The sequence below is a fragment of the Salmonella sp. NW38 genome (genome assembly GCF_051807745.1).
Classification (GTDB): domain Bacteria; phylum Pseudomonadota; class Gammaproteobacteria; order Enterobacterales; family Enterobacteriaceae; genus Salmonella; species Salmonella enterica.
The window spans coordinates 81,128-104,058 of the sequence record NZ_JAMMTO010000012.1 but is presented as its reverse complement, the minus strand read 5'-3'; the positions used below and the strand labels follow the sequence as shown (position 1 = coordinate 104,058).

The window sequence follows — 22,931 nt, the reverse complement described above, 5'->3', positions numbered from 1 at the left end:
AAGGCTACCCCTGGCGCGCGATTCCGCGTTGAGATAACCGGTGGGCGGCTTCATCGGCAGCGATAGCGTATCAGGTCAGCACCATCGGCCATTCTGGCGGGGTCTGGCTCATCGTTTCGACCATTACGGCTTCAATGTTATGCCAGATCGCAGCGAGATCCATCATGGTAATACCGAGTAAACCGGTGGCAAACCAGCAGGCGGATACCACGCCCAGACCGCTACTGATCACCGCCAGACCAATATAATCTGATTTACGGAAACGGATATTGAGCGTGCTGGCTAAAAACATGAGCACGGCGCTCAACAGTTGCCAGCGGAGAAGAACGACACCAGTGGTTATGGCAGCCATGAAACATTTCCTCTGAATAGACCTTTGTCCAGGACAGCACGGCGTTGTTCCCGGGAAACGTGGGACATTCTGGCTATCAACGGACGTCACATCAACATCGAATGAAACATTGTTTCTGTTTCATTGTTTTTGTGAACTATATCACAAAAACAGGCTTATTCGCCAGATCGGCAATGTATTTTTTGTGCGTTTTATAACCGTATTTTTTGTGTGACTTCTGCGCGTCCGTAGAGAAACTGCCGGAAAGCAAAGATGTATTATTACTACTCTTTTATTTTTTTCGTGAAATTCAGACCTGATAAAAATATCAAGTTATTTATCAAAAGAAAGGAGTAAAGATGTATACCCCATCGTTTACTTAGGTATAAATCTGATATTATCAAAAATATTTAGCGTCCTGCCTGGTATGCGAAAGAGATTGCGCTTAGTTATTAATGGTAAATGTTGATCGGTAAAAGTCTGTTGCTAATATTGATAAATTCATGCACCGTAAACCTCCGTTTGGTTCACGTCTTATTTTGCCAACAATAGTCACAAATAATGCAGGGAAATAGGCTGAAAATGAGTCAAAGCACACGACGCAAGGTGTTGAGATTTCTCGGAACGATCATTGTGGTGTTACTTCCTGTATTGCTGGCGATCTGGTTTGCTCATATCCGGGCAGTCTCTGAAACCAGAAATCAGTTACATTCATTTGCGCAGTTGGTATTAGATAAAACGGAGCGGGTTATCCTGCAAGCAGATTTAGCCCGCGATGCCGCTGAACAATATCAGGGGCAAGCCTGTACGCCAGCCCATCAACAGCGAATGCTGAATATTATCCGCGGTCGTTTGTACATTTATGAGTTGATTTATGCTAAGGGCCAGCGTTTTCTATGCTCTACGGTTATGACGCCAACAAGTCCTTATTTTATTCCCCGCGCTGACTATAAACGAAAGCCTGACATCGCTATTTATTACTATCGTGATACGCCTTTTTTCAACGGTTATAAAATGACATATATGCAGCGGGGAAACTATGTCGCGGTTATCAATCCCTTATCTTATAGCGAGGTGATGTCAGACGATCCGGCGTTGGCCTGGGGAATGTATGATACGGTGACCAACACCTTTTTCTCTCTGAGTGAACAGGCGCAGGCTGATCACCTATTACCTTTGGTACGACGGAGTGAACCTGTGTTCCAACAGGGTGAGCGTTTTTATACTCTGGTTAAATCAGCAAAACGACCGGTTGCCGCGATTGTGTCAACCTCAAAGCAACGCTTTTACCAGAACCTCTTTCATCAGCTTACGTTAACGCTACCGTTAGGGATCATCTGTAGCATTATCGTCTTATTTATGTGGTCACGATCCCGGCAGGCATATTACTCACCGCGTCGATTGCTGCAACGGGCCATTACCAGGCACCAGCTTTGCCTTCATTATCAGCCGATCATTGATATCCGAAACGGGACATGTGTAGGTGCCGAAGCGCTATTGCGTTGGCCGGGCTATCACGGTCCGGTGATGAGCCCGTGCGAATTTATTCCGCTGGCGGAAAAAGAGGGGATGATTGAGCAGATCACCGATTATGTCGTCGAAGAGGTATTTAATGATTTAGGTGGTTTTCTGGCCGCGCACCCGCATCTTTATGTCTCTATCAATCTCTCTGCCGCCGATTTTCTCTCTTCCCGACTAATTGTGATGATTCATGAAAAAACGCGTCAGCATTCAGTGCTTGCGCAACAGATAAAGGTTGAAGTGACCGAGCGCGGATTTATTGATGTGCCTAAAATGACGCCGATTATTCAGGCGTTTCGCCAGGCGGGATACGAGGTGGCAATTGATGACTTTGGTACCGGCTATTCGAACTTGCATAACCTGTACTCATTAAATGTCGACCTTTTAAAAATTGATAAATCTTTTGTCGACACGCTAACCACTAATAGCGCCAGCCATTTGATTGTGGAACATATTATTGAAATGGCGCAAAGTTTGCGGCTAAAAATCATTGCGGAGGGGGTTGAAACGGCTGAACAGGTTAGCTGGTTGCTAAAACGCGGCGTTCAGTATTGTCAGGGATGGCACTTTGCGAAGGCGTTACCACCGCAGGAATTCATCTCCTGGCTACAACAAACGCCCGCGCCTCTGACGATACGCGGGCAGACGCCCTACAGGCGGTGACGGTAATCGCTGGGAGTGCGATCGAACTCGCGGCGGAATACACGCGAGAAGGTTTGCTGCGATACATAGCCCAGGTCCATCGCGATATCAAAAATCGGGCGCTCGGTCGTTCGTAGCTCAACAGCCGCCAACAGGAGACGGCGCTGGCGAATATACTCGCCTAATGTTTGATGCGTTACCGTACGAAACATCCGCTGTAAATACCACTTGGAGTAGCCCGATTTTTTTGCCACCACATCAATGTTTAGCGGTTGGTCGATATGTTCATCAATCCATTCGATAAGGGTCTGAATTATCTGCTGATGCGACATATTGTTGCCTCTTAAACAGTATTCGATTCGTCGTTTTGTCTGCGGGCGAGTATAATTCCTCAAGTTAACTTGAGGTAAAGCGATTTATGGAAAAAAAATCTCCCCGTTTAAAAGCCTTACTGACGCCGGGGGAAGTTGCGAAACGTAGCGGTGTTGCTGTGTCCGCCCTGCACTTCTATGAAAGCAAAGGGCTAATTACCAGTATCCGTAATAGCGGTAACCAACGGCGATACAAGCGTGACGTGTTGCGTTATGTCGCGATTATCAAGATCGCCCAGCGTATCGGCATCCCGCTGGCAACTATCGGCGACGCGTTTGGTATCTTGCCGGAAGGACATACGTTAAGCGCGAAAGAGTGGAAGCAGCTCTCCTCGCAGTGGCGCGAAGAGTTAGACCGACGTATTCATACGCTGGTGGCGTTGCGCGATGAGCTGGACGGTTGTATCGGCTGCGGCTGTTTATCGCGTAGCGACTGTCCGCTGCGAAATCCAGGCGACAGGCTTGGCGAACACGGGACGGGTGCCCGGCTGCTTGAAGATGATTAACATGCACTCGGCCATCGGGCTGAGTTCACCTAAAACTAAAGCGCCGCTAAGGGCGCTTTAGTTTGTTTCCGGTCTTTGTCTTTCGCTCTATCCCGCTGATTACAGGAGGGTTTCCCCCGACGTCAACACCCCTCATATCGAGCACGTGGTGGAGGTTCCGGTTTGTGTTGATACTGTAAGTGTAAGCGACGACGCCCTGTTCGCCAGCGAAATGCTGATTTTTTAGCCGAAATTTTTACGGCAACTGCCATAATTTTCTATAGTTAGTTGGCATACCTTACAGGAGACAGCCATGCTGACGGTGCACCATTTAAATCAGTCTCGTTCGCAGCGCATCCTCTGGGCGCTGGAAGAGCTGGCGTTGCCTTACCAGATTGTGCGTTACCAGCGTGAAAAGACCATGCTGGCGCCGCCGGCATTGAAAAAAGTGCATCCGCTGGGCAAGTCTCCGGTTATCGAAGATCACGGTATGGTTATTGCGGAATCGGGCGCCATCCTGGAATATTTGCAGGACACTTACGACAGTATCGGACGCTTTAAACCTGCGGATGCGCAGGGGAAACAACACTATCGATTCTGGCTACATTACGCTGAAGGTTCGCTCATGCCCTTGCTATTGATGAGACTGCTCTTTACCTCTCTGGGTAAACCGCCGGTACCATTGGGCCTGCGAACGTTGGGCGGCGTTATCGGTAAGGGCGCGCAAAAAGCGTACCTCAATCCGCAACTGGAAACCCATGCGCGCTTTATTGACGGGCATCTGGCAAATCACCCCTGGTTTGCCGGAGAGCAGTTAAGTATGGCGGATATTCAGATGAGCTTCCCGCTATTTGCGCTGCTTGCCCGAGGCGGGATCGCTCATCTCGACCATATCAACGCATGGAAAGCGCGGGTAGAAATGCGTCCAGCCTGGCAGCGAGCGATTCAGCAGGGCGGTCCGTTTACCATTCCCGGCGGATAATGGCGTTTTTGTGAGCAGATTGCGCAACGTATTTGCTAACAGCGATGCGAAAAATTGTTGCTGGATTGCGCAGGGACGATAACGTTTGCGCATCGTCTGGCGATTTATTGAGCATACTAAGCAGAAAAGCATAAAAAGCGGCAAAGTTCAGTTGAAAAAGCGTTGATGATCGCTGGATAATCGTTTGCTTTTTTTTTGCCACCCGTTTTGTATACGTGGAGCTAAACGTTTGCTTTTTTGCGGCGCCCCGGTTGTCGTAAATGTAGCACAAGGAGATAACGTTGCGCTGTTAGTGGATTACCTCCCGCGTATACCGACGAATAATAAATTCTCAGGGGATGTTTTCTATGTCTACGCCTTCAGCGCGTACCGGCGGTTCACTCGACGCCTGGTTTAAAATTTCACAACGCGGGAGCACCGTTCGCCAGGAAGTCGTTGCTGGCTTAACCACGTTTCTCGCGATGGTTTACTCCGTCATCGTGGTGCCAGGGATGCTGGGTAAAGCCGGGTTCCCGCCTGCCGCCGTCTTTGTAGCGACCTGCCTGGTCGCAGGCGTCGGCTCTATCGTTATGGGGCTTTGGGCGAATCTGCCGCTGGCTATCGGTTGCGCTATCTCGTTGACGGCGTTTACCGCGTTTAGCCTGGTCCTGGGGCAGCATATTAGCGTACCGGTCGCGCTTGGCGCCGTATTCCTGATGGGCGTACTGTTTACCGTTATCTCCGCCACCGGCATTCGTAGCTGGATTTTGCGTAACTTGCCGCAGGGCGTGGCCCACGGAACCGGTATCGGTATTGGCCTGTTTTTGTTGCTGATTGCCGCCAACGGCGTCGGCCTGGTCATTAAAAACCCGCTGGATGGCCTGCCGGTCGCGCTGGGCGATTTCGACACCTTCCCGGTGATTATGTCGCTCGTGGGGCTGGCTGTTATTCTCGGTCTGGAAAAGCTGAAAGTCCCCGGCGGCATTCTGTTGACCATTATTGGCATTTCTATTGTGGGTTTGCTCTTCGATCCTAACGTCCATTTTTCCGGCATTTTCGCCATGCCTTCGTTGAGCGATGAAAACGGCAACTCACTGATCGGCAGCCTGGATATTATGGGCGCGTTAAACCCTGTCGTTCTGCCAAGCGTACTGGCGCTGGTGATGACGGCGGTGTTTGATGCGACCGGAACGATCCGTGCGGTCGCAGGGCAGGCTAATCTGCTGGACAAAGATGGACAAATTATCGATGGCGGTAAAGCGCTAACCACCGACTCCCTGAGTAGCGTTTTCTCCGGCCTGGTCGGGGCGGCGCCTGCGGCGGTGTATATCGAGTCTGCGGCTGGTACGGCGGCGGGCGGTAAAACGGGCCTGACGGCGATTACCGTGGGCGTGCTGTTTTTGCTGATCCTGTTTCTTTCGCCGCTCTCTTATCTCGTTCCCGTCTACGCAACCGCCCCGGCGCTCATGTATGTCGGTCTGCTGATGCTGAGTAACGTGGCGAAAATCGATTTTGCTGATTTCGTCGATGCGATGGCGGGGCTGGTAACGGCTGTATTTATTGTACTGACCTGTAACATTGTCACCGGGATTATGATCGGCTTTGCCACGCTGGTCGTCGGGCGTCTGGTTTCCGGCGAATGGCGTAAGCTGAATATCGGAACTGTCGTCATTGCGGTCGCGCTGGTCGCTTTTTATGCTGGCGGCTGGGCTATCTAGTTCTGCCTTCATTCTGAAAAACGGGCGGCGTTGGTCGCCCGTTTTCATTTTCAGGACACATCACGTTACCTTTTGCGTTAATCTGAAGAAGGTGAAACCGAGGCATGATGCCTTTCTCCATCATAAAAAACATCGCAAACAGGGAACGCATGGAAATTTTCTTCACAATACTCATCATGACCCTTGTGGTCTCGCTGTCGGGGGTATTTACGCGTGTATTACCCTTCCAGCTTCCTTTACCCCTTATGCAGATCGCCGTTGGCGCGCTGTTGGCGTGGCCGACGTTTGGTTTGCATGTGGAATTCGACCCGGAACTCTTCCTGGTGCTGTTTATTCCGCCGCTGCTGTTTGCGGATGGCTGGAAGACGCCGACCCGTGAATTTCTTGAGCATGGACGAGAGATTTTCGGGCTGGCGCTGGCGCTGGTCCTGGTAACGGTCGTGGGAATCGGCTTCCTGATTTATTGGCTGGTGCCCGGCATTCCGCTGATCCCCGCCTTTGCGCTGGCCGCCGTGCTGTCGCCGACCGATGCGGTAGCGCTCTCCGGAATTGTGGGCGAGGGGCGTATCCCGAAAAAAATCATGGGCATTCTGCAGGGAGAGGCGTTAATGAACGACGCCTCCGGTCTGGTATCGCTGAAATTCGCCGTCGCGGTGGCGATGGGGACGATGGTCTTTACCGTCGGCGGCGCGACGCTGGAATTTTTTAAGGTCGCTATCGGCGGTATTCTGGCGGGTTTTGTGGTCAGTTGGCTGTATGGCCGCTCGCTGCGTTTTTTGAGCCGCTGGGGCGGCGATGAACCCGCGACGCAAATTGTCCTGCTGTTTCTGCTGCCCTTCGCGTCTTACCTGATTGCCGAGCATATTGGCGTCTCAGGCATCCTGGCCGCGGTTGCCGCCGGGATGACCATCACCCGTTCTGGCGTAATGCGCCGCGCGCCGCTGGCAATGCGTTTGCGCGCGAACAGTACCTGGGCGATGCTGGAATTTGTCTTTAACGGTATGGTCTTTCTGCTGTTGGGACTGCAATTGCCGGGTATTCTGGAATCTTCGCTGGCGGCGGCGGAAGCTGACCCGAATGTCGAAACCTGGATGCTCTTTACCGATATCGTGCTGATTTATGCGGCATTGATGCTGGTTCGCTTCGGCTGGCTGTGGGCCATGAAAAAGTTCAGCCTGCGTTTTTTGAAGAAGAAACCGATGGAGTTCGCCAGCTGGACGTCGCGTGAAATTCTGATTGCTTCCTTCGCTGGCGTTCGTGGGGCGATCACCCTGGCTGGTGTGCTCTCTATACCGTTACTTTTGCCGGATGGCAGCGGATTTCCGGCGCGTTATGAACTGGTATTCCTGGCGGCTGGCGTCATTCTGTTCTCGTTATTTGTCGGCGTGATCATGCTGCCGCTGCTGTTGCAACATCTGGAAGTCGCCGATCATGCGCAACAGTTGAAAGAGGAGCGTATCGCCCGTGCGGCGACGGCGGAGGTGGCAATTGTCGCCATTCAGAAAATGGAAGAGCGTTTGGCGGCGGATACCGAAGAAAACATCGATAATCAGTTGCTTACTGAAGTAAGCTCGCGTGTCATTGGTAACTTGCGTCGCCGTGCCGATGGGCGAAACGATGTCGAAAGCTCCATACAGGAAGAAAATCTGGAGCGACGTTTCCGTCTTGCCGCGCTGCGTTCTGAACGCGCCGAGTTGTATCATCTGCGCGCCACACGAGAAATCAGCAATGAAACATTGCAAAAGCTGCTGCACGACCTGGATTTGATGGAAGCGCTACTGATAGAAAATCAGTAGTCCTTGTGGCCCGGTGGCGCCATGCTTACCGGGTCTACAAGTAGGCCGGATAAGGTGCTTGCGCCGCCATCCGGCAAGGGTTTTAACCTATGGCTTACGGTTGTTTCAGCCAAAACCCTTCGCAACAGGTTAACCATGCCCGGGCGCTGTGCGACAGATACACGCCCTCTCGCCAAATCATGCCTAACTGCCAGCGGAGATCGCTTTCCAGCGGTAGCCAGCGCAGCGTGGCCTTATCCAGACGCTGACAAATCGGCTCCGGCAAAATGGCGATGCCGACGCCCGCTTGCACCATGGCGGCGAGAAAATCCCATTGCCCGCTGCGCACGGCAATCCGTGGTTTTACGTCATGCTGGCTAAATAAGGTCATCAACTGGCGGCTCAGGGCAAAGTCTTCGTTATAGATAAGAAGAGGATGCTCCGCCAGTGCTTCAGGCGCGATGGAGTCGCAGGTTGTCCACTGACCTGAACGGGGAACCAGCACGCACAGCGGATGACTGAACAGCGATAATGTCGTCAGCCCGCTCGCTTCTTCCACCGGGAGCGCGGTCATCGCAACATCCAGCTCGCCATTCATTACCGCCTGCTGTACCGTCAGGCCGCCAAACTCCGAAATTTTGAGTTCAACGCCAGGGTAGCGTTGTCGAAACAAACTGATTGGCCCGGCCATCAACATGCCGACCATCGGGGGAATACCCAGCCGCAGCACGCCCTTATTGAGATGGTTAATATCGCTCAACTCGGCCTCTAACTGGCGAAACTCAGCGAGGATCGCCAGACCGCGTTCAAACACCACGCGTCCGGTATCGGTCAGCAATAACTTACGTCCGTCGCGGATCAGTAGCGTACAGTTAAGCTCATCTTCAAGATTTTTCAGCATCTTGCTAATGGTGGGCTGGGTGACAAATAACTTCTCCGCTGCGCGGGTGAAACTTTGCTGGCGCACCACCTCGACAAAATAACGCAGCGTTCTGATATCCATGATTATTCCTTCCGACTATGCCTGCAATGATTTTAATTCATTTCTGCCCGTGACGGAGGTTCTCTATACTGGCGCTCCGTATTATTTTTCAGGACATTCCCTCATGGCTGTGGCGATAAGCCGCGTTACGCCTGCCGTTGTGCAACGACTCCAGGTACCGGTTCAGGTACTGCTCTATGCAGGTTTATTCATTTTTTCCCAATATCTTGTCTCCTGGCTGCACCTGCCGTTGCCCGCGAATCTGGTCGGCATGGTACTTATGTTGGCGCTGATCGTTTGCCGGATTATTCCGCTTAGCTGGGTACGCGCAGGCGCACGCTGGCTGCTGGCGGAGATGCTGTTATTCTTTGTTCCCGCCGTCGTGGCGGTAGTGAACTATGCCCATCTGTTACTGGTGGACGGCTGGCGCATCTTCTCGGTGATAGCGATCAGTACCTTAATGGTACTCGGTGCGACGGCGTGGGTGGTGGATAAAGTGTATCGCTATGAGATGAGCAGGCTAAACCGTGAATAACGTTCAGTTAAGCGTACTGTGCCTGGTGATTACGCTGGGGATTTACTTCGCCAATAAGCGTCTGTATCGCCGTTTTCGCAAACTGCCGTTGATGCCATTAGTGTTGACGCCAGCACTGCTGGTGTTAATGCTGGTGTTCGGTCATATCTCCTGGCAAAACTATATTGGTGAATCGCACTGGCTATTGTGGCTGCTCGGCCCGGCGACCATTGCCTTTGCGGTGCCGGTGTACGATAACCTCGCGATTATCAAACGTCACTGGATGTCGCTCACCGCGGGCGTAGTGACGGCGACGGTGGTGGCGGTCACCAGTTCCGTTTGGCTGGCGCGTCTGTTCACGTTATCGGATGAGATTCAGCGTAGTCTGGCGGTACGTTCCGTTACTACGCCGTTTGCGCTGGCGGCGGCAGAACCCCTGGGCGGGCAGCCGGATCTGGTGGCGCTGTTCGTGGTCGTCACTGGCGTGTTTGGCATGGCGGTCGGCGACGCGCTATTTTTGCGTCTCTCTATCCGGGAAGGCATGGCAAAAGGGGCAGGATTTGGCGCGGCGTCACATGGGGCGGGCACGGCGCGTTCCTATGAACTTGGTCAGCAGGAGGGTGTCGTCGCCAGTCTGGTAATGATGCTGTCCGGCGTGGTGATGGTGCTGGCAGCCCCGCTGGTGGCGAGGGTAATGTTCTGATTTTCCTCCGACCCACAGGGCCGGAGGAAACGGTAAGATTAATGCGCACGCCCTTGTTGTACGCCGAATCCCGTTTGGGAGCGGATAAACTGAGCGCGGAACTGCTCACGTTCACGGTTGCCTTCTGCCGAGTTATCGGTGGCCGAGAAAAACCAGATCCCCAGGAACGCCACGCTGATAGAGAACAGCGCCGGATACTCATACGGGAAGATCGCTTTTTCGTGGCCGAGGATCTGCACCCAAATGGTAGGGCCAAGAATCATCAGCACCACCGCTGTCAGTAAACCTAACCAGCCGCCCAGCATAGCGCCGCGCGTGGTCAGTTTTGACCAGTACATGGAAAGCAGAATGATAGGGAAGTTGCAGCTCGCGGCGATAGCAAACGCCAGGCCCACCATAAAGGCGATGTTCTGATTTTCAAACAGGACGCCGAGGATAATGGCGATCACGCCCAGCACCAGGACGGTGATTTTCGACACCTTCAGTTCTTCACGTTCGGTTGCGCCTTTGCGGAACACGTTAGCGTACAAATCATGCGACACCGCCGATGCGCCCGCCAGCGTCAGACCGGCAACCACCGCCAGAATGGTGGCAAACGCCACTGCCGAAATAAAGCCGAGGAACAGGTTGCCGCCTACCGCGTTGGCCAGATGCACCGCCGCCATGTTATTGCCGCCAATCAGCGCGCCCGCCGCATCTTTATAGGCGGGATTCGCCCCCACCAGCATGATAGCGCCGAAGCCGATAATAAAGGTCAGAATGTAGAAATAGCCCATAAAACCGGTGGCGTAGAACACGCTCTTGCGCGCTTCGCGGGCATCGCTGACCGTAAAGAAACGCATCAGAATATGCGGCAATCCGGCGGTGCCGAACATCAGTCCCAGACCCAACGACAACGCCGAAATCGGATCTTGCACCAACCCTCCTGGGCTCATAATCGCCGTGCCTTTCGGGTGTACCGCCATGGCTTCGGTAAACAGATTATTGAAGCTAAAGCCGACGTGTTTCATCACCATAAAGGCCATAAAACTGGCACCAAACAGCAACAGGACGGCTTTGATAATTTGCACCCACGTTGTCGCCAGCATCCCGCCGAACAGCACGTACATCATCATCAGCACGCCGACCAGCACCACGGCGATGTGATAGTTGAGGCCGAACAGCAGTTCAATCAGTTTACCGGCGCCGACCATTTGGGCGATGAGATAAAGCGCTACCACTACCAGGGAGCCACAGGCCGAAAGAATACGGATTGGCCCCTGTTTCAGGCGATAAGAGGCAACGTCAGCAAAAGTATAACGTCCCAGATTACGCAGGCGCTCGGCAATCAAAAACAGGATGATTGGCCAGCCGACAAGGAAGCCCAGCGAATAGATCAGCCCGTCATAACCGGAGGTAAACACCAGCGCGGAAATGCCGAGAAATGACGCGGCGGACATATAGTCGCCGGCAATCGCCAGCCCGTTCTGGAACCCGGTGATATTGCCGCCTGCGGTGTAGTAGTCGCTACGGGAACGTACGCGTTTAGAGGCCCAGTAGGTAATACCGAGCGTAAACACGACGAAAATCAAAAACATGATAATCGCCTGCCAGTTGGTGGGCTGGCGTTCAACCGCGCCGCTAATGGCATCCGCCGCATGAGCGGCGAAGGGGAGTGCGGCGGCAAGCGCCGTCAGAACTCTCTTCATAATGCTTTCACCTCATGCAGTACGGCGTTATTAAGACGATCGAATTCGCCGTTCGCCCGCCAGATATAAATTCCGGTCAACACAAAAGAAATCACAATCACCCCGACGCCAATGGGAATTCCTCGGGTGACGCTGGTTCCCGCATGTAGAGGCGTGCCCAGCCAGCCAGGCGCGAAGGCGATCAGTAAAATAAAGCTGATATAAACCGCCAGCATGATAACCGACAGAATCGTGGCAAACCGTTGCCGTTTTTCGACTAATTCCCTGAAACGCGCACTGTCTTCTATCCGCTGATAAATTTGGTCATTCATCACAGAGCTCTCCAGAGGTCCCCCTGCGTCTTTCGCGCTACAGGCGCGTTGGCCGCACTCGCGCGCCCCAGCCACATAGTGAACTATGCTGCTGAGGATGTGCTCGCTTGCCGCCTTCCTGTAACACGAAATCCTTTGGGGGAGGTTTTTTTATATTTCCCTCTCCCGGTTTGAGAGAGGGCAGGGGTAGGGTCGTAGGCCGGATAAAACGCATTCGCGTTGCCATCCGGCATTTATGGTTATGACGGCATCGCGATGGCCTGCTTCTCTTCGAGCAGTTTCTCCACCACGCCAGGATCGGCGAGAGTCGAGGTATCGCCCAGATTGCTGGTATCGCCCGCCGCGATTTTGCGCAAAATGCGGCGCATAATTTTGCCGGAACGGGTTTTTGGCAGTGAGTCGGTCCAGTGCAGCACGTCCGGCGTCGCCAGCGGGCCAATCTCTTTACGTACCCAGTTGCGCACCTCCGCGTACAGTTCTGGCGACGGCTCCTCGCCGTGGTTGAGCGTCACATAAGCGTAAATCGCCTGGCCTTTGATAGCGTGTGGAATACCCACCACCGCCGCTTCGGCGATCTTCGGATGCGCCACCAGCGCTGACTCGATTTCCGCCGTACCCAGACGGTGGCCGGAGACGTTTAACACGTCATCCACGCGACCGGTGATCCAGTAATAGCCGTCTTCATCGCGACGCGCGCCGTCGCCGCTGAAATACATATTCTTAAAGGTAGAGAAATAGGTCTGCTCAAAACGTTCATGATCGCCGAACAGAGTGCGCGCCTGGCCCGGCCAGGAATCGGTGATGACCAGATTGCCTTCCGTCGCGCCTTCTTGCGGATGGCCTTCGTTATCCACCAGCGCAGGCTGTACGCCAAAGAAAGGACGGGTGGCGGAACCGGCTTTCAGTTCGATAGCGCCTGGTAGCGGCGTGATCATAAAACCGCCTGTTTCAGTCTGCCACCAGGTGTCGACGACCGGACATTTTTCCTTGCCGATCTTCTTCCAGTACCATTCCCACGCTTCGGGATTGATCGGCTCGCCGACGGAACCCAGAATGCGCAGTGAAGAACGGTCGGTGCCTTCAATGGCTTTATCGCCTTCCGCCATCAGCGCGCGGATGGCCGTTGGGGCGGTATAGAGAATGTTGACCTGGTGTTTGTCGACCACTTGGCACATGCGAGCGGGCGTTGGCCAATTCGGCACGCCTTCAAACATTAAGGTGGTCGCGCCGCAGGCCAGCGGGCCATACAACAGATAGCTGTGCCCCGTCACCCAACCCACATCGGCGGTACACCAGTAAATATCGCCAGGGTGATAATCAAAGACATACTTAAAGGTGGTCGCGGCGTAGACCAGATAGCCGCCGGTGGTGTGCAGCACGCCTTTCGGCTTGCCGGTGGAGCCGGAGGTATAAAGGATAAACAGCGGATCTTCGGCATTCATCGCTTCAGGCTGGTGCTCAGGGCTGGCTTTTTCAATCAAATCGCGCCACCACAGGTCGCGGTCTTCTTGCCAGTCAATGTCGTTGCCGGTGCGCTTCAGGACGATCACATGCTCAACGCTAGTGACATTCGGGTTTTTCAGCGCGTCATCGACATTCTTTTTCAGCGGGATACTGCGTCCGGCACGTACACCTTCGTCAGCGGTGATCACCAGCCGCGAGCTGGAGTCGATAATGCGTCCGGCGACGGCTTCCGGCGAGAACCCCCCGAAGATCACCGAATGCACCGCACCGATGCGGGCGCAGGCCAACATTGCCACCGCCGCTTCCGGCACCATCGGCATATAAATCGCTACCACATCGCCTTTTTTAATGCCCAGATCCAGCAGTGTATTCGCGAAACGGCAGACATCGCGATGCAGTTCGCGATAAGAGATATGTTTACTCTGCGACGCGTCATCGCCTTCCCAGATAATGGCGGTGCGATCGCCATTTTCCTGCAAATGGCGGTCAAGACAGTTCGCCGCCAGATTCAGCGTGCCGTCCTCGTACCATTTAATCGACACATTGCCTGGCGCAAAGGAGGTGTTTTTCACTTTTTGGTACGGCGTGATCCAATCGAGAATTTTTCCCTGTTCGCCCCAAAACGTATCGGGGTCGTTAATAGACTGTTTATATTTAGTCTCATACTGCTCTGGATTTATCAGGCAACGATCCGCAATGTTGGCGGGAATGGCGTGTTTATGTGTTTGGCTCATGCTGTTGTTCTCCTTGTAGGATGTTAATAATATGTCGCATAAACGTTAAATGTAGGGTCTTAATAAGTTTTGTTTAGTATTTGGGCGACAGATCACGCAAAAAGGGAACTGTGCAAATAAGCAGCAATCTATTTTTTGATTGTGTCCCGCAAAATTAGATAAATTTTCGGGATAACATGACGTTATATGAAATTTTTTAAAAAAGTGATCCGTGTCCGGAAATCAGAAAAGAGAGGGAGTTTTGTCCAGGTTACTAACTCTAAAGTGGTATTTTACATACACTTACAATTGATTAAAGACAACATTTTAAGTGTGGTTATTTGTTACACATAGAGGAGATCAATGTAATAACAGTATTTGTGCGGTTGCTGTTATGGAAAACGATAAAAAATCGCCATTAAAGATAATGGCGCAATCTGGATGAGACCTCTATGGCAAGGAAAACACTACGCGCACGCCGTTTCTTCAGCCTTATATTTCCTTTTTTCTTCATTACCTCTGTTTACGCTGAGCAAACGCCTGAATCCGCAAAAACCGTTACTGTTGAAGCGAAAAATGAAACGTTCGCGCCTCAACACCCCGACCAATATCAGTCATGGAAAGCGACGTCAGAACAGTCTGCCCGTGAAGATGCGCTGGCGGAAGACCCTCGTCTGGTGATCCTGTGGGCGGGCTATCCCTTCTCCCGTGACTACAACAAACCACGCGGCCACGCGTATGCGGTAACTGACGTGCGCGAAACACTGCGTACCGGCGCGCCAAAAACGGCGGAAGACGGCCCGCTGCCGATGGCCTGCTGGAGTTGTAAAAGCCCCGATGTCGCGCGCCTTATCCAACAAGAAGGCGAAGACGGCTACTTCCATGGCAAATGGGCGCGCGGCGGCCCGGAAATTGTCAACGATTTGGGCTGTGCCGACTGTCATAACACCGCGTCGGACGATTTCGCCCAAGGGAAGCCCGCGTTAACGTTGTCGCGCCCCTATGCTGAACGGGCGATGGAGGCTATCGGCAAACCGTTTGATAAAGCGGGACGATTTGATCAGCAATCGATGGTCTGCGGCCAGTGCCACGTGGAGTACTACTTTGACGGTAAAAACAAAGCCGTTAAGTTCCCGTGGGATGAGGGCATGAAGGTCGAAAATATGGAGCAATACTACGACGCCATCGCCTTCTCTGACTGGACTAACTCTCTGTCGAAAACCCCGATGCTCAAAGCGCAGCACCCGGAATATGAAACCTGGAGCGCGGGCATTCACGGTAAGAACAACGTGACCTGTATCGACTGCCACATGCCGAAAGTACAGAACGCCGAAGGCAAGCTCTACACCGACCATAAAATCGGCAACCCGTTCGACAATTTCGCGCAAACCTGCGCCAACTGCCACACCCAGGACAAAGCGTCCCTGCAAAAAGTGGTCGCCGAGCGTAAACAGGCGATTCATGACCTGAAAATCAAGGTTGAAGATCAGCTGGTACATGCGCACTTCGAAGCGAAAGCCGCATGGGATGCGGGGGCGACAGACGCGGAAATGAAACCGATTCTGAACGATATTCGCCACGCGCAGTGGCGTTGGGATCTGGCGATTGCGTCACACGGTATTCATATGCATGCCCCGGAAGAAGGTCTACGGATGTTAGGCAGTGCGATGGATAAAGCCGCGGATGCCCGTACTAAACTGGCGCGACTGCTGGCGACCAAAGGCATTACCCATGAAATTCCGCTGCCGGATATTTCGACGAAAGAGAAGGCGCAGAAAGCGATTGGTTTGAATATGCAACAAATCAACGCGGAGAAGCAGGACTTCCTGAAAACGGTCGTACCGCAGTGGGAAGATCAGGCGCGTAAAAACGGTCTGTTAAGCCAATAACCCCATTCCGCCCCATAAGGGGCGGATAACTCAACGGAGTGAATATGAGCGTATTACGTTCGTTATTAACTGCTGGGGTGCTGGCGTCAGGCCTGTTCTGGAGCCTGAGTGGAATCACTGCCACGCCAACGTCGCAGGAGTCGGATCAACGCTGGACGGTCACCCAGCAGCGTAATCCGGATGCTGCCTGTCTGGACTGTCACAAGCCGGACACCGAAGGTATGCACGGTAAACATACGGGCGCTATCAACCCGAACAATAAATTGCCGATAACCTGTACCAACTGCCACGGTCAACCGTCGCTTCACCACCGTGAAGGGGTGAAAGATGTGATGCGTTTTAACGACCCGATGTATACGGTAGAGCAGCAGAACAGCGTCTGTATGTCCTGCCACTTGCCTGAACAACTGCAAAAAGCGTTCTGGCCGCACGATGTTCATGTTACTAAAGTGACCTGCGCCAGTTGCCATTCCCTGCATCCGCAGCAAGACACGATGCAGACGCTAAACGAGAAAGGGCGGATCAAAATATGCGTGGATTGCCACAGCGATCAGCGTACTAACCCGTACTTTAACCCGGCGTCCGTTCCGTTGCTTAAGGAGCAGCCATGAGTTGCACCCGACGTCAATTTATTACCCGCGTCGGTGCGCTGGCGGCGGTCAGTGGGATGGCAGGACGCGTTGTAGCGAACACGTTGAATATTAATGGCGTGCGTTATGGCATGGTACACGATGAGTCATTATGCATCGGCTGCACGGCCTGCATGGATGCCTGTCGGGAAGTCAACAACGTGCCGGAAGGCGTATCGCGCCTGACGATTATTCGCAGCGAGCCGCAGGGGACGTTTCCGGAGGTGAAATATCGCTTTTTCCGCCACTCGTGCCAGCACTGCGACCATGCCCCCTGCGTTGACGTCTGCCCGACGGGGGCATCATTCCGCGATGCCGCCAGCGGTATTGTCGATGTGAATCCGGACCTTTGCGTCGGCTGCCAGTACTGCATTGCCGCGTGTCCCTACCGCGTGCGCTTTATCCATCCGGTCAGTAAGACGGCGGATAAATGCGATTTCTGCCGGAAAACCAACCTGAAAGCGGGCAAACAGCCCGCCTGCGTTGAGTCATGTCCGACGAAGGCGCTGACGTTTGGTAATCTGGACGATCCCAACAGCGATATCTCCCGTTTGTTGCGGCAAAAAACTACCTATCGTTACAAGCTGGCGCTGGGCACAAAACCGAAGGTCTACCGCGTTCCCTTTAACTATGGGGAGGTGAGCCAATGACACCCGCTTCTGCATTTCATTTTGCATCACTGGTGTGGGACTGGCCCATCGCCATCTATCTGTTCCTGATTGGCATCTCCGCCGGACTGGTTACGTTGGCGATTCTGCTGCGTCGCTTCCATCCGGAGGCGGGCGGTTCGGACAGCACGCTGCTGCGCACTACGCTGGTGTTAGGGCCGGGGGCGATTATTCTTGGTCTGCTGATTCTGGTCTTCCACCTGACGCGCCCGTGGACCTTCTGGAAACTGATGTTCCACTACAGCTTTACCTCGGTGATGTCGATGGGGGTGATGCTGTTCCAGTTGTACATGGTGGTGTTAGTACTGTGGCTGGCAAAAATCTTTGGAAAAGAGGTGATTGCCCTGCAACAGCGTTGGCTGCCGCGTTTAGGGATCGTGCAGAAAGTGTTGGCGCTAATAACGCCGTTTCATCGCGTGCTGGAGACGTTAATGCTGGTACTGGCGGTTCTGCTCGGGGCGTACACCGGGTTTCTGCTGTCGGCGCTGAAATCCTATCCGTTCCTGAATAACCCGATCCTGCCGGCGCTGTTTCTGTTCTCCGGCATCTCCTCCGGCGCGGCGGTGGCGCTGATCGTTATGGCGTTACGCCATCGTAGCAACCCGCACAGCACCGAGGCGCGTTTTGTACATCGCATGGAAACCCCAGTGGTATGGCTGGAGATCTTCCTGCTGGCGGCCTTTTTTATCGGGCTGGCGCTGGGCGATGATGGCAAAATGCGCGCGCTGGCGGCGGCGCTGGGCGGCGGATTCTGGAGCTGGTGGTTCTGGCTTGGCGTCGTAGGGCTGGGATTGATTATCCCGCTGCTGCTGAAACCCTGGGCTAACCGTAGCGTCACGTTTCACGGCGTGCTGGCCGTTTGCGGCGCCAGTTTGACCGGCGTGCTGCTGCTGCGCTTTTTCATTCTTTATGCGGGACAGCTAACGGTTGCATAATCTGGACATCTTCCTTCCTGAAGCCGGATTTCTGGCGCTGTTGTTGAGTCTCGGGGTCAACGTGTTGACCCCGCTGGCGACGTGGTGCGGGATGGGTCAGCATTGGCGTGGCGTCATGCGCCTGACGACCTGCGGCGCGTGGATGGCGTTCACGCTGCTGCTACTGGCGTTTGCGATTCTGGTTAGCTGTTTTCTGACCAGCGATTTTTCGGTCGTTTATGTTGCGCAGCATAGCCATAGTCAATTGTCATGGGGACTGAAACTGGCGGCGGTATGGGGCGGTCATGAAGGCTCGCTCCTGCTGTGGGCGCTGCTTCTTTCGGGGTGGACGGCGCTATTCGCCTGGCGCTCCCGGCATGAATCTGACGCGCTTTTTCCGCTGACCCTGAGCATCTTGTCCCTCATTATGGCCTCGCTGCTGCTATTTATTGTGCTGTGGTCCGATCCGTTCCTGCGTATTTTCCCTCCCGCCATGGAAGGGCGCGACCTTAATCCCATGCTGCAACATCTGGGGCTGATCTTACATCCGCCTTTGCTCTATCTGGGTTATGGTGGCCTGATGATCGCGGCGAGCGTAGCGCTGGCTTCGCTACTGTGCGGCGGCTTTAACGCGGCAACCGCCTGGGTGTGCTGGCGCTGGGCGTTACCCGGCTGGTGCGCTCTGACGCTGGGGATCATTCTCGGATCGTGGTGGGCGTATTGCGAACTGGGCTGGGGCGGCTGGTGGTTCTGGGACCCGGTGGAAAATGCCTCGTTGTTGCCGTGGCTTGCCGCCAGCGCCTTGCTGCACAGTCTGTATGTCAGCCGCCAGCGCGGGAGCTTCCGTCACTGGTCGTTGCTGCTGGCGATACTGACGCTGATCCTCTCGTTGCTGGGAACGCTGATTGTGCGTTCCGGCATTCTTGTTTCGGTACATGCCTTTGCGCTGGATAACGTGCGCGCGGTGCCGCTGTTTACCCTTTTTGCCGCGTTAAGTCTGGCATCGCTTGTTCTGTACGGCTGGCGGGCGCGGGAGCTGTATCCGGCGACGCGTTTGGGCGGCGGAAAGTGCGAAACGCTCATTCTGGCGACGCTGCTGCTCTTTAGCGCCGTCTTGTTGATCGTGCTGGTCGGGACGCTCTACCCCATGATTTATGGTTTGATGGGCTGGGGAAGGCTTTCGGTGGGCGCGCCCTATTTTAATCGCGTCACGCTGCCGTTTGGCCTGCTGATGCTGGTGGTTATCGTACTGGCGACAATCAGAAGCCGCAAAGTCTCTGTGCATCGTCAGCTTCCGGCATTGCTGGCGCATACGGGCGTATTTATCTTCGCCGCCGGGATCATGGTTTCCAGCGGCAGTCGGCATGAAATCAGCCTTAACCTCAGCCCCGGGCAGCAGGTGGTACTGGCGGGCTACATTTTCCGCTTTGAGCGCCTGGATCTGGAGGCCAAAGGCAACTACACCAGTGAAAAAGCGCGGATCACGTTGTGGCGGAATGAAAAACGCATTGGCAGCCTGCAGCCTGAAAGGCGCTTCTATGCCGCGCGTCGTCAACAGATGATGGAGCCGGGGATTCACTGGAACCTGCTACATGACTGGTACGCGGTGATGGGCGAAAAAACCGGACCGGATCGTTACGCCATGCGCTTATACGTGCAGACCGGCGTGCGCTGGATCTGGGGTGGGGGATTGTTGATGGTGTGTGGCGCGCTGCTGAGCGGATGGCGGGGGAGGAAGCGTGATGCGTAAATTACTCACAGCGTTGCCGGATGGCGGCGTAAACGCCTTATCCGGCCTACAGGATGCGCAAACCGTAGGTCGGATAAGCGTAGCGCCATCCGGCAGAAAGTTTTTACTCTTAACGATCGTCCTGTTTTTAATCACCTTCGCCACCCACGCCCAGGTGGTGGATACCTGGCGCTTTGACAATCCGCAACAGCAGGAAAAAGCGCTGTCTATTGCCAGTCAACTGCGTTGTCCGCAGTGTCAGAACCAGAATTTGCTGGAATCCAATGCGCCCGTGGCGGTCAGTATGCGCCATCAGGTTTACAGTATGGTGGCCGAAGGTAAAAGCGAAGCGGAAATCACCGCCTGGATGACCGACCGTTATGGTGATTTCGTACGCTACAACCCGCCGTTGAATGAGCAAACGCTGCTGTTGTGGGCGCTGCCGTGCCTGCTGTTATTGCTGGTGGGCGTGGTGGTCTGGCGGGCGAGAAAGCGTCAGCACGCAGAAGAGGGGGAACAATGAGCCAGTCTGAACACTCCACTGCGCCGTTACGTCCCATGCCCGTAAAGCGTCTGGCGGCTGCGGCGGTGTTGATGGTGGCTGCCTGTATCGGCGGCTATATGTTGACGCCGAAATGGCAGGCTGTGCGTAGCGAGCAACAGCGTCTGGCCGATCCGCTACGTGACTTTACGAACCCGCAAACGCCAGAGGCGCAGCTTTCCAGGCTGCAAGAAAAAATACGCGCCAATTCGCAGGATAGCGAGCAATGGGCGCGGCTGGGCGAGTATTATCTCTATCGCAATGCATATGACAATGCGCTGCTGGCATATCGTCAGGCGTTGCGTCTGCGAGGCGATAACGCGCAGCTTTTCGCCGCGCTGGCAACGGTGTTGTATTACCAGGCCGGGCAACATATGACGCCTGCGACGCGTGAAATGATTAATAAAGCGTTAGCGCTGGATGCGACAGAAGTGACCGCGCAGATGCTGCTGGCGGCGGATGCGTTTATGCAGGCGGATTATGCGCAAGCCGTGTCGCTGTGGCAAACCTTACTGGACGCTAACTCGCCGCGAGTGAACCGCGCGCAGCTGGTAGAGGCCATTAATTTGGCTAAATTGTTACAAAATCGGCAGAAATAATTTTTTCTTTTTTGTGACTTTTGTCATGTGTGCTGTTTAAAAAAACGGCGAATGAGACACAAGTAAAAATTAATTACCTCAGTGTATTATTCGTTTTTGACGAAGTAAAAAACTTTCCATAACAAATAGTTATTCATCATTAACGCCATAAACTCGCGTTATTATGCATAAAAACAGCCAAAAGCCCTGTTATGAAAGGGTTGCGCAAGACGCTATGCAAATGATACTGATTATGCGCGTTAAAAAACTCTACAAACCAACGCAACACAAATCATACCCTTTCAGTATGTATTGCTCTCATGCTTTCGGCGGAGAGCAACGCTTCATCGAGGAAGTCTGTTGTTATGAAAAATTTGAAAGTCAGCCTGGCCTGGCAAATTTTGCTGGCTATGGTGCTGGGCATTCTGTTGGGCAGCTATCTGCATTATCACAGTGACAGTCGTGAATGGCTGATTGCCAACCTGCTGTCGCCTGCTGGCGATATCTTTATCCACCTGATTAAAATGATCGTAGTGCCGATCGTGATCTCGACTCTGATTGTCGGCATCGCCGGCGTTGGCGATGCGAAACAGCTAGGCCGTATCGGCGCCAAAACCATTCTCTATTTTGAACTGATCACCACGGTGGCGATTATCCTCGGCATTACGCTGGCGAATGTCTTTCAGCCAGGCTCAGGCATTGATATGTCGCAACTGGCGACCGTCGATATTTCGAAATACCAGAACACCACGGCGGAAGTACAAAGTCATGCGCATGGGCTGATGGGGACGATACTGTCGCTGGTGCCGACCAATATCATCGCATCGATGGCCAAAGGGGATATGCTGCCAATTATCTTTTTCTCGGTCCTGTTTGGGCTGGGGTTGTCGTCCCTGCCGGCAACGCACCGCGAACCGCTGGTGACGGTATTTCGTTCCATATCTGAGACCATGTTTAAAGTCACCCATATGGTGATGCGCTATGCGCCAGTGGGCGTTTTTGCGCTGATCGCCGTCACGGTGGCGAATTTTGGTTTCGCGTCGCTGTGGCCGCTGGCGAAACTGGTGCTGCTGGTACACTTTGCCATTATCTTCTTTGCGCTGGTGGTGCTGGGCATCGTGGCGCGCCTGTGCGGGTTAAGTATCTGGATTCTGATTCGCATTCTGAAAGATGAATTGATTCTGGCGTACTCGACCGCCAGCTCCGAGAGCGTGCTGCCGCGCATTATCGAGAAGATGGAAGCTTACGGCGCGCCAGCCTCTATCACCAGTTTCGTGGTACCGACCGGTTACTCATTTAACCTCGACGGCTCCACGTTATACCAGAGCATCGCCGCCATTTTTATCGCGCAGCTATACGGTATCGACCTGTCGCTGTGGCAGGAAATTGTACTGGTGCTGACGCTGATGGTGACGTCGAAAGGGATTGCCGGCGTGCCAGGCGTTTCCTTCGTGGTGTTACTGGCGACGCTGGGCAGCGTGGGCATTCCGCTGGAAGGGCTGGCGTTTATCGCCGGTGTCGACCGTATCCTCGACATGGCGCGTACTGCGCTAAATGTGGTGGGGAATGCGCTGGCGGTGCTGGTGATTGCCAAGTGGGAACACAAGTTTGACCGTAAAAAAGCGCTGGCCTATGAGCGCGACGTACTGGGGAAATTTGATAAGACCGCCCAATAACGGATTGCCGGATGGCGCTTTGCTTATCCGGCCTACAGAGAAAGAAAATGTAGGCCGGATAAGGCGTTCACGCCGCCATCCGACAACCTGCTCCGGGTTGCCTGATGGCGCTACGCTTATCAGGCCTA

General features: G+C 53.9%; 20 protein-coding genes and 2 pseudogenes. 16 read left to right on the top strand and 6 right to left on the bottom strand.

The window, feature by feature from the left end:
* Window positions 1-70: 70 nt before the first annotated feature.
* Window positions 71-352: a YjcB family protein gene (locus NA624_RS19655; protein ID WP_000719058.1), complete on the bottom strand. Its 282-nt coding sequence runs from the start codon at window positions 350-352 to the stop codon at window positions 71-73.
* 561 nt (window positions 353-913) lie between these two features.
* Here NA624_RS19655 and NA624_RS19650 point away from each other — a divergent pair.
* The gene (locus NA624_RS19650; protein WP_000083655.1) at window positions 914-2,515 is read left to right on the top strand and encodes an EAL domain-containing protein; all 1,602 of its coding nucleotides are present in this window, start codon (window positions 914-916) and stop codon (window positions 2,513-2,515) included.
* Here NA624_RS19650 and soxS read toward each other — a convergent pair.
* Window positions 2,503-2,826 carry a superoxide response transcriptional regulator SoxS gene (gene soxS / locus NA624_RS19645; RefSeq protein WP_000019483.1) on the bottom strand — a complete coding sequence of 108 codons (324 nt, stop codon included), beginning with the start codon at window positions 2,824-2,826 and terminating at the stop codon, window positions 2,503-2,505. The genes NA624_RS19650 and soxS overlap by 13 nt on opposite strands.
* Window positions 2,827-2,912: 86 nt before the next feature.
* Between soxS and soxR the strand changes: the two genes are divergently transcribed.
* The 4 genes from soxR (at window position 2,913) to NA624_RS19625 (ending at window position 7,825) form a co-directional block, all read left to right on the top strand.
* The gene (gene soxR / locus NA624_RS19640) at window positions 2,913-3,371 is read left to right on the top strand and encodes a redox-sensitive transcriptional activator SoxR (RefSeq protein WP_000412686.1); all 459 of its coding nucleotides are present in this window, start codon (window positions 2,913-2,915) and stop codon (window positions 3,369-3,371) included.
* Window positions 3,372-3,663: 292 nt separating this feature from the next.
* On the top strand, window positions 3,664-4,332 hold the full coding sequence (locus tag NA624_RS19635; protein ID WP_000958575.1) for a glutathione S-transferase family protein: 669 nt from the start codon (window positions 3,664-3,666) through the stop codon (window positions 4,330-4,332).
* A gap of 347 nt (window positions 4,333-4,679) precedes the next feature.
* Entirely contained in the window at window positions 4,680-6,029 is a 1,350-nt protein-coding gene (gene ghxP, locus NA624_RS19630) for a guanine/hypoxanthine transporter GhxP (RefSeq protein WP_000106907.1), read from the top strand.
* Between the two features lie 149 nt (window positions 6,030-6,178).
* On the top strand, window positions 6,179-7,825 hold the full coding sequence (locus tag NA624_RS19625) for a Na+/H+ antiporter (protein WP_001549778.1): 1,647 nt from the start codon (window positions 6,179-6,181) through the stop codon (window positions 7,823-7,825).
* 94 nt (window positions 7,826-7,919) lie between these two features.
* Here the strand turns inward: NA624_RS19625 and NA624_RS19620 are convergent, their stop codons facing one another.
* Window positions 7,920-8,807, bottom strand: a complete 888-nt coding sequence (locus NA624_RS19620; protein WP_000354962.1) for a LysR family transcriptional regulator — start codon at window positions 8,805-8,807, stop codon at window positions 7,920-7,922.
* Between the two features lie 103 nt (window positions 8,808-8,910).
* Between NA624_RS19620 and NA624_RS19615 the strand changes: the two genes are divergently transcribed.
* Entirely contained in the window at window positions 8,911-9,321 is a 411-nt protein-coding gene (locus NA624_RS19615; protein WP_000257347.1) for a CidA/LrgA family protein, read from the top strand.
* Window positions 9,314-10,003 carry an LrgB family protein gene (locus NA624_RS19610; protein ID WP_001067096.1) on the top strand — a complete coding sequence of 230 codons (690 nt, stop codon included), beginning with the start codon at window positions 9,314-9,316 and terminating at the stop codon, window positions 10,001-10,003. The genes NA624_RS19615 and NA624_RS19610 overlap by 8 nt, the downstream gene beginning before the upstream one ends.
* 38 nt (window positions 10,004-10,041) lie before the next feature.
* On the opposite strand, the gene actP is transcribed toward NA624_RS19610, so the two are convergent.
* The 3 genes from actP to acs all read right to left on the bottom strand — a co-directional run bounded on the left by actP (window position 10,042) and on the right by acs (window position 14,200).
* Window positions 10,042-11,691 carry a cation/acetate symporter ActP gene (actP, locus tag NA624_RS19605; RefSeq protein WP_000832536.1) on the bottom strand — a complete coding sequence of 550 codons (1,650 nt, stop codon included), beginning with the start codon at window positions 11,689-11,691 and terminating at the stop codon, window positions 10,042-10,044.
* Window positions 11,688-12,002 (bottom strand): DUF485 domain-containing protein, encoded by a 315-nt coding sequence (locus NA624_RS19600; protein ID WP_000999620.1) that lies wholly within the window; start codon window positions 12,000-12,002, stop codon window positions 11,688-11,690. Before NA624_RS19600 ends, actP begins: the two co-directional genes overlap by 4 nt.
* Before the next feature lie 239 nt (window positions 12,003-12,241).
* Complete coding sequence (gene acs, locus NA624_RS19595) at window positions 12,242-14,200, bottom strand: acetate--CoA ligase (RefSeq protein WP_000083873.1); 1,959 nt, start codon at window positions 14,198-14,200, stop codon at window positions 12,242-12,244.
* Window positions 14,201-14,631: 431 nt separating this feature from the next.
* Between acs and nrfA the strand changes: the two genes are divergently transcribed.
* From nrfA to NA624_RS19550, 9 genes and pseudogenes are all read left to right on the top strand, one after another.
* Window positions 14,632-16,068 carry an ammonia-forming nitrite reductase cytochrome c552 subunit gene (gene nrfA / locus NA624_RS19590; RefSeq protein ID WP_000101775.1) on the top strand — a complete coding sequence of 479 codons (1,437 nt, stop codon included), beginning with the start codon at window positions 14,632-14,634 and terminating at the stop codon, window positions 16,066-16,068.
* A gap of 44 nt (window positions 16,069-16,112) precedes the next feature.
* A complete protein-coding gene (nrfB, locus tag NA624_RS19585) occupies window positions 16,113-16,679 on the top strand; it encodes a cytochrome c nitrite reductase pentaheme subunit (RefSeq protein ID WP_000115069.1) in 567 nt (188 codons plus the stop codon).
* Window positions 16,676-17,347 carry a cytochrome c nitrite reductase Fe-S protein gene (gene nrfC / locus NA624_RS19580; RefSeq protein WP_001278026.1) on the top strand — a complete coding sequence of 224 codons (672 nt, stop codon included), beginning with the start codon at window positions 16,676-16,678 and terminating at the stop codon, window positions 17,345-17,347. Before nrfB ends, nrfC begins: the two co-directional genes overlap by 4 nt.
* Window positions 17,344-18,300, top strand: coding sequence for a cytochrome c nitrite reductase subunit NrfD (gene nrfD, locus NA624_RS19575; RefSeq protein ID WP_000186606.1), 957 nt, complete (start codon window positions 17,344-17,346; stop codon window positions 18,298-18,300). The genes nrfC and nrfD overlap by 4 nt, the downstream gene beginning before the upstream one ends.
* The gene (locus tag NA624_RS19570) at window positions 18,293-20,029 is read left to right on the top strand and encodes a heme lyase CcmF/NrfE family subunit (protein WP_000551706.1); all 1,737 of its coding nucleotides are present in this window, start codon (window positions 18,293-18,295) and stop codon (window positions 20,027-20,029) included. The genes nrfD and NA624_RS19570 overlap by 8 nt, the downstream gene beginning before the upstream one ends.
* Window positions 20,030-20,111: 82 nt before the next feature.
* Window positions 20,112-20,531: pseudogene (gene nrfF / locus NA624_RS19565) on the top strand (heme lyase NrfEFG subunit NrfF); the annotation flags it as partial.
* The gene (nrfG, locus tag NA624_RS19560) at window positions 20,528-21,148 is read left to right on the top strand and encodes a heme lyase NrfEFG subunit NrfG (protein ID WP_000083227.1); all 621 of its coding nucleotides are present in this window, start codon (window positions 20,528-20,530) and stop codon (window positions 21,146-21,148) included. The pseudogene nrfF and the gene nrfG, both read left to right, overlap by 4 nt.
* 344 nt (window positions 21,149-21,492) lie before the next feature.
* The gene (gene gltP, locus NA624_RS19555) at window positions 21,493-22,803 is read left to right on the top strand and encodes a glutamate/aspartate:proton symporter GltP (protein ID WP_000793278.1); all 1,311 of its coding nucleotides are present in this window, start codon (window positions 21,493-21,495) and stop codon (window positions 22,801-22,803) included.
* A gap of 4 nt (window positions 22,804-22,807) precedes the next feature.
* Window positions 22,808-22,884: pseudogene (locus tag NA624_RS19550) on the top strand (hypothetical protein); the annotation flags it as partial.
* Window positions 22,885-22,931: the final 47 nt, after the last annotated feature.